Here is a 7,479-nt window from a genome sequence, read left to right on the forward strand (position 1 = left end):
GGTGCGGGTGATACGAGTGGGGAAGAGGAGTAACAGCCCCTTCCCTACTGGGACAGAAGCGCCCGATTGAGTACATAGCGGGTGAGCGGCCGGTAGTAGTCCGGCCGCACGGCGTCGTCGAGCGGAACGGCGACGGAGACCCGCCCCTCCGCCTCACCCACGAACAGCGCGGGGTCGTCGGTGTCGGCGAGCCCGATGGCCTCAACCCCCAGCTGACCTGCCCCGCAGACCCATCCGTGATCGCCGACGACCAGCCCGGGAAGGCCGTACGAGCCCCCTGCGGCGGCCTCGAGCGCGACCCGGACAGGCAGTGGGGAATGGGTGTGTGCGCCGGGCTCACTCCCCGGTAGCCGCACGCCGGGCTCGCGCATCAGCGCGACTCCCCGTACGTACTCCAGAAGGTGCGTACGTACGCCGAACCGGGTCGTTATGTCGACACTGCGGCCCTGCGCGGGGGTGAGGACAGTACATCCGGCCGCCGACAAGGCGTCTGCCAGCGCGGCGTAGAAACCGAGCAGCCGATGCGGATGCCCGGTCCCGAACAGCACACTGGCGCCTCGCGCCACAGCCTCGCCGAGCCTCACGGCGAACGCGTCGAGTGCGGCCAGCGTCCGCTCCGGGTCGATGACATCGGGCCCCGACCCATGACCCGGATCCCCGGACACCCCGCACCGCTCGGCCATCAGACCGAGCAACTCCCGCTCGTCCCAGACCCGTTCGGGATGGAGCCCGAGAGTCACCCGCGGGTCGCGCGCGGCGAAGAGCCGGTAACTGCGCAGACTCACCTCTCGCGGGGTGGCCACGGGCCCGGCCAGCCTGGCCGCCAACAGATGCGCACGGAGGGCGCCGGTGGTCAACACCCTGCCGATCGTGCCGCAATGACCGCGGGGGCGGGCGGGAACCGGGGATATCCGGCACAGTTGGCGTAACGCCCCGGCGAAGACCACCAAGCGGCCGCCCCGGCACAGCCACAACACACCCCTAAGCCCCCCCTAAGCCAGCAACCCCCGCAAGGGAAACACCGCCCGCCGAGTAGCAAGCACCGCCTGGTCCAGCCGGTCCGCCGGGTCGTACCCCTCGTCCCACGACCGCCAGGCCACCGGCCACCGCCCGTCCGTCATCCGGCCGGGCCCCACCCCCCGGGTCCGCGCGTACACCTCGTCCCGCCAGGACGGCGGGATCACCGACTCCGGATCGATCTCGGCGTGCCCGGCGATCGCCACCAGATGCGTCCACGACCGCGGCACGACGTCGGCCACCGCGTAACCGCCCCCGCCGAGCGCCACCCACCGCCCGCCGTCCGCGTACTCGTGCGCCAGCTCATGGCAGGCGACCTGCACCGCACGCTGCGCGTCCAGCGAGACCGCCAGATGGGCCAGCGGGTCCTCGAAGTGCGTGTCCGCGCCGTGCTGAGACACCAGCACCTGCGGCCGGAAGTCCGCGAGCAGCTCGGGCACCACCGCGTGGAACGCCCGCAGCCACCCGGCGTCCCCGGTCCCGGCCGGCAGCGGCAGGTTGACTGCCGCCCCCTCCCCCGCGCCCTCGCCCGTCTCGGTCGGGAAGCCCGTACCGGGAAAGAGCGTCCGGGGGTGCTCGTGCAGCGAGACGGTCAGCACCCGAGGATCGTCCCGGAACGCCTCCTGCACCCCGTCCCCGTGGTGCACGTCCACATCGACGTACGCGACCCGCTCCGCCCCCAGTTCGAGCAGCCGGGCGATGGCCAGGGCCGCGTCGTTGTAGATGCAGAACCCGGAGGCCGCACCCGGCATCGCGTGGTGCAGCCCGCCCGAGAAGTTCACCGCGTGGTCCGCCTCGCCGCGCCACACCGCCTCGGCCGCGCCGACCGACTGCCCGGCGATCAGCGCGGAGACCTCGTGCATCCCGGCGAAGGCCGGGTCATCAGGTGTCCCCAGGCCGTACGAGATGTCCGCCGCCGCCGGATCCGCCGACGCCGCCCGCACCGCGTCCAGATAGTCCGCCCGGTGCACGAGGCGCAGGGTCGACTCCCCGGCCGGTCTGGCGGCCACGACATCGACCGCGCTATCCAGTCCGTACGCCCGGACCAGCCCCATGGTCAGTGCGAGCCGCACCGGATCCATCGGGTGGCCGGGCCCGAAGTCATACCTCGTTACTGCTTCGTCCCACATCAACAGTCGGCGGCCACTCATGCCGGACACCGTATCGGGCGTCGCCGGCACCGAACGAGCGGGCGTACACGAGCGTCGCCAGCACGAGCACCATCGGGATGAGCATCGCGCCCCGGTAGTTCCACGCGTCACCGATCGCGCCCACCAGCGGCGAGCCGACCAGGAACCCCACGTAGTTGAAGATGTTGAGCCGGGCGATGGCCGCGTCGGAGGCGTGGGGGAACAGCCGCCCCGCGGCCGCGAAGGTCTGCGGCACGATCACACAGAGCCCGAAGCCCAGCAGCGTGAACCCGAGCATCCCCACCCAGGGACCGGTCGCGGCGGCGACCACACCGAACCCGGCAGCCGCGACGACGGACCCGAACCGCACCACGGCCACCGCGCCGAAGCGCCGCACCCCGAAGTCCCCGACCGCCCGGCCGAGCAGCGTGGTGACCATATAGACGTTGTACGGGACGGTGGAGAGCTGCTCGGAGCTCCCCAGTACGTCCTGCAGGTACTTGGCGCTCCAGTTGGAGACGGTCGAGTCGCCGATATAGGTGAAGGCCATCACCAGACAGAGCGGCAGCAGCATCTTGAAGACGACGGAACCACCGGCCCCACCGGCTACAACAGCCGCCCCGGCGCCCTCTCCCGCCCCGCTCGGCCCATCGGCCTCCCGTGCGTCCGCGTACCAGCGGCTCCCCATCAGGCAGACGGGCAGCAGCACCACGGCCACCGGCCAGTACAAGGTGAGCAGCGACAGATGCCAGTGCGCCCCGACCCAGGCGAGCGAAGCACCGGCGATCCCGCCGAGGCTGTACGCGGCGTGGAACCCCAGCATGATGCTGCGCCCGTACGCCCGCTGGAGGCTCACCCCCAGCATGTTCATGGAGGCATCCAGCGCCCCCACGGCGAGCCCGAACACCCCGAGCGAGACGGCGGCCTGCCAGACCTCGGTGCCGGCCGCGGCACCGAGAAGGGCCAGCAGCACCACGGGCTGCGCCCAGCGCAGCACGGCCGATGGCCGCACCCGCTTCACGAGCTGCTCGGTGCCGACGCTGCTGACGCCGGCGAGGACCGGAACGGCAGCCAGGAAGACGGGCAGCAGGCCGTCGGATATCCCGTAACGGTCCTGGATGGCGGGGATCCGCGTCACCAGGAGAGCGAACGCGGCGCCCTGCGCGAAGAAGCTGAGCCCCAGAGAGGCCCGGCCGTGCCGCAGGCGAACATCTGTCGTCATGGCGGCACAGTAGGCCCCCCGCCTACCCGTGGGTAGATAGATCAGGCAAGGAGTTGGAGCAGCTGCGACATATCCGAGAAGAAACCGTTCGCCCCGGCGAGCCGCTCGGCGGGAGTCATCGCCGTGAACCCGTACACGTCCATCCCAGCGGCATGGGCGGCAGCCACCCCGAGTGGGCTGTCCTCAATGACGACACACCGCTCGGCCGCCACGCCCATCTGCTGGGCGGCGTGAAGGAACAGGTCCGGCGCCGGCTTGCCCCGGCCGACATCCTGCGAGCTGAAGATCCACTCGTCCTCGAACCACTCGTCGAGACCGGTAGCCCGCTGGCCCACCCGGACCCGCTCGTGGCTGCCCGAGGAAGCGACGCAGTACGGGACGCCCTGGGCGACCAGTTCGCCGAGGACATCAGCGACTCCGGGGACCGGCCGCAGATCGGTCTCGTAGGCGGCGAAGATCCGGGCGTGCAAGACCTCGTCGAAGTCGACGGGGAGCTGCTGTCCGCTCCGCTCCAGGATGGTGTCGTGCACCCGGTGCACGGCGCCACCCATGTAGTCGCGGAGGGACTCGTCATACGAGGTGGGGTGCCCCAGCTCGGTCAGGTACCCCGCGAGGATGGTGTTGGAGATCGGCTCACTGTCCACAAGGACGCCGTCGTTGTCGAAGATGACCAGGTCGTAGCGCATACCCTGACCATAAACGCAAAAATGCCTCAGCCCCGGACCATAACGGTCCGGGGCTGAGGCTAAAAATTGTTCGGCGGCGTCCTACTCTCCCACAGGGTCCCCCCTGCAGTACCATCGGCGCTGAAAGGCTTAGCTTCCGGGTTCGGAATGTAACCGGGCGTTTCCCTAACGCAATGACCACCGAAACACTATGAAATTAACCAACACCGGTAACTACACGGTCGTTCGTTATTTCAGAACTAACACAGTGGACGCGAGCAACTGAGGACAAGCCCTCGGCCTATTAGTACCAGTCAGCTCCACCCGTTACCGGGCTTCCACATCTGGCCTATCAACCCAGTCGTCTACTGGGAGCCTTAACCCCTCAAAGGGGGTGGGAATACTCATCTCGAAGCAGGCTTCCCGCTTAGATGCTTTCAGCGGTTATCCTTTCCGAACGTAGCCAACCAGCCATGCCCTTGGCAGGACAACTGGCACACCAGAGGTTCGTCCGTCCCGGTCCTCTCGTACTAGGGACAGCCCTTCTCAATATTCCTACGCGCGCAGAGGATAGGGACCGAACTGTCTCACGACGTTCTAAACCCAGCTCGCGTACCGCTTTAATGGGCGAACAGCCCAACCCTTGGGACCGACTCCAGCCCCAGGATGCGACGAGCCGACATCGAGGTGCCAAACCATCCCGTCGATATGGACTCTTGGGGAAGATCAGCCTGTTATCCCCGGGGTACCTTTTATCCGTTGAGCGACAGCGCTTCCACAAGCCACTGCCGGATCACTAGTCCCGACTTTCGTCCCTGCTCGACCCGTCGGTCTCACAGTCAAGCTCCCTTGTGCACTTACACTCAACACCTGATTGCCAACCAGGCTGAGGGAACCTTTGGGCGCCTCCGTTACTCTTTAGGAGGCAACCGCCCCAGTTAAACTACCCATCAGACACTGTCCCTGATCCGGATCACGGACCGAGGTTAGACATCCAGCACGACCAGAGTGGTATTTCAACGACGACTCCACAACCACTGGCGTGGCCGCTTCACAGTCTCCCACCTATCCTACACAAGCCGAACCGAACACCAATATCAAACTGTAGTAAAGGTCCCGGGGTCTTTCCGTCCTTCTGCGCGAAACGAGCATCTTTACTCGTAGTGCAATTTCACCGGGCCTATGGTTGAGACAGTCGAGAAGTCGTTACGCCATTCGTGCAGGTCGGAACTTACCCGACAAGGAATTTCGCTACCTTAGGATGGTTATAGTTACCACCGCCGTTTACTGGCGCTTAAGTTCTCAGCTTCGCAACCCCGAAAGATCACTAACCGGTCCCCTTAACGTTCCAGCACCGGGCAGGCGTCAGTCCGTATACATCGCCTTACGGCTTCGCACGGACCTGTGTTTTTAGTAAACAGTCGCTTCTCGCTGGTCTCTGCGGCCACCCCCAGCTCACCAAGTAAATCGGATCACCAGGAATGGCCCCCCTTCTCCCGAAGTTACGGGGGCATTTTGCCGAGTTCCTTAACCATAGTTCACCCGAACGCCTCGGTATTCTCTACCTGACCACCTGAGTCGGTTTAGGGTACGGGCCGCCATGAAACTCGCTAGAGGCTTTTCTCGACAGCATAGGATCATCCACTTCACCACAATCGGCTCGGCATCAGGTCTCACCCTCCATGCCATCCGGATTTACCTGGATGACGGGCTACACCCTTACCCCGGGACAACCACCGCCCGGGCTGGACTACCTTCCTGCGTCACCCCATCGCTTACCTACTACCACCTTGGTTCAGCGGCTCCACCACTCCCCTTTGCCCGAAGGCTCCAGGGCGGCTTCACGGCCTTAGCATCAATGGGCTCAGTACTGGGCGTTTCAAAGCGGGTACCGGAATATCAACCGGTTGTCCATCGACTACGCCTGTCGGCCTCGCCTTAGGTCCCGACTTACCCTGGGCAGATCAGCTTGACCCAGGAACCCTTAGTCAATCGGCGCACACGTTTCTCACGTGTGTATCGCTACTCATGCCTGCATTCTCACTCGTGAACCGTCCACAACTCGCTTCCGCGGCTGCTTCACCCGGCACACGACGCTCCCCTACCCATCCCAGCCCCCGTTGGGGGTACATGCTGGAATGACACGACTTCGGCGGTACGCTTGAGCCCCGCTACATTGTCGGCGCGGAATCACTTGACCAGTGAGCTATTACGCACTCTTTCAAGGATGGCTGCTTCTAAGCCAACCTCCTGGTTGTCTCTGCGACTCCACATCCTTTTCCACTTAGCGTACGCTTAGGGGCCTTAGTCGATGCTCTGGGCTGTTTCCCTCTCGACCATGGAGCTTATCCCCCACAGTCTCACTGCCGCGCTCTCACTTACCGGCATTCGGAGTTTGGCTAAGGTCAGTAACCCGGTAGGGCCCATCGCCTATCCAGTGCTCTACCTCCGGCAAGAAACACACGACGCTGCACCTAAATGCATTTCGGGGAGAACCAGCTATCACGGAGTTTGATTGGCCTTTCACCCCTAACCACAGGTCATCCCCCAGGTTTTCAACCCTGGTGGGTTCGGTCCTCCACGACCTCTTACAGCCGCTTCAACCTGCCCATGGCTAGATCACTCCGCTTCGGGTCTAGAGCGTGCAACTCAAACGCCCTATTAGGACTCGCTTTCGCTACGGCTTCCCCACACGGGTTAACCTCGCTACACACCGCTAACTCGCAGGCTCATTCTTCAAAAGGCACGCAGTCACGACTGACAGTACAAGTACCGCCAGCGACGCTCCCACGGCTTGTAGGCACACGGTTTCAGGTACTATTTCACTCCGCTCCCGCGGTACTTTTCACCATTCCCTCACGGTACTATCCGCTATCGGTCACCAGGGAATATTTAGGCTTAGCGGGTGGTCCCGCCAGATTCACACGGGATTTCTCGGGCCCCGTGCTACTTGGGAGTCACACAAGCAAGCCGTTGATGTTTCAGCTACGGGGGTCTTACCCTCTACGCCGGACCTTTCGCATGTCCTTCGCCTACACCAACGGTTTCTGACTTGCCCAACAGCCGGCAGACTATTGAAGTGCAATCCCACAACCCCGCATGCGCAACCCCTGCCGGGTATCACACACATACGGTTTGGCCTCATCCGGTTTCGCTCGCCACTACTCCCGGAATCACGGTTGTTTTCTCTTCCTGAGGGTACTGAGATGTTTCACTTCCCCTCGTTCCCTCCACATGCCCTATGTGTTCAGGCATGGGTGACAGCCCATGACGACTGCCGGGTTTCCCCATTCGGAAACCCCCGGATCAAAGCCTGGTTGACGGCTCCCCGGGGACTATCGTGGCCTCCCACGTCCTTCATCGGTTCCTGGTGCCAAGGCATCCACCGTGCGCCCTTAAAAACTTGGCCACAGATGCTCGCGTCCACTGTGCAGTTCTCAAACAA

Annotated in this window: 4 protein-coding genes and 2 rRNA genes; all 6 read right to left on the reverse strand. The window is 64.4% G+C overall.

Going from position 1 to position 7,479, the window contains the following annotated elements; genetic code table 11:
- Positions 1-44: 44 nt before the first annotated feature.
- Positions 45-860 (reverse strand): phosphatase, encoded by an 816-nt coding sequence (locus OG452_RS14655; RefSeq protein ID WP_327296041.1) that lies wholly within the window; start codon positions 858-860, stop codon positions 45-47.
- Positions 861-992: 132 nt separating this feature from the next.
- A complete protein-coding gene (locus OG452_RS14660) occupies positions 993-2,168 on the reverse strand; it encodes an acetoin utilization protein AcuC (protein WP_327296042.1) in 1,176 nt (391 codons plus the stop codon).
- Positions 2,119-3,369 (reverse strand): MFS transporter, encoded by a 1,251-nt coding sequence (locus OG452_RS14665; protein WP_327296043.1) that lies wholly within the window; start codon positions 3,367-3,369, stop codon positions 2,119-2,121. The genes OG452_RS14660 and OG452_RS14665 overlap by 50 nt, the downstream gene beginning before the upstream one ends.
- A 41-nt stretch (positions 3,370-3,410) precedes the next feature.
- Positions 3,411-4,055 (reverse strand): HAD family hydrolase, encoded by a 645-nt coding sequence (locus OG452_RS14670; protein WP_327296044.1) that lies wholly within the window; start codon positions 4,053-4,055, stop codon positions 3,411-3,413.
- A gap of 68 nt (positions 4,056-4,123) precedes the next feature.
- Positions 4,124-4,240, reverse strand: a 5S ribosomal RNA gene (gene rrf / locus OG452_RS14675).
- Positions 4,241-4,318: 78 nt separating this feature from the next.
- Positions 4,319-7,443 (reverse strand): 23S ribosomal RNA (locus tag OG452_RS14680).
- Positions 7,444-7,479 lie beyond the last annotated feature (36 nt).

Origin of the sequence: Streptomyces sp. NBC_01197 (assembly GCF_036010505.1) — a bacterium.
Taxonomy (GTDB): Bacteria; Actinomycetota; Actinomycetes; order Streptomycetales; family Streptomycetaceae; genus Streptomyces.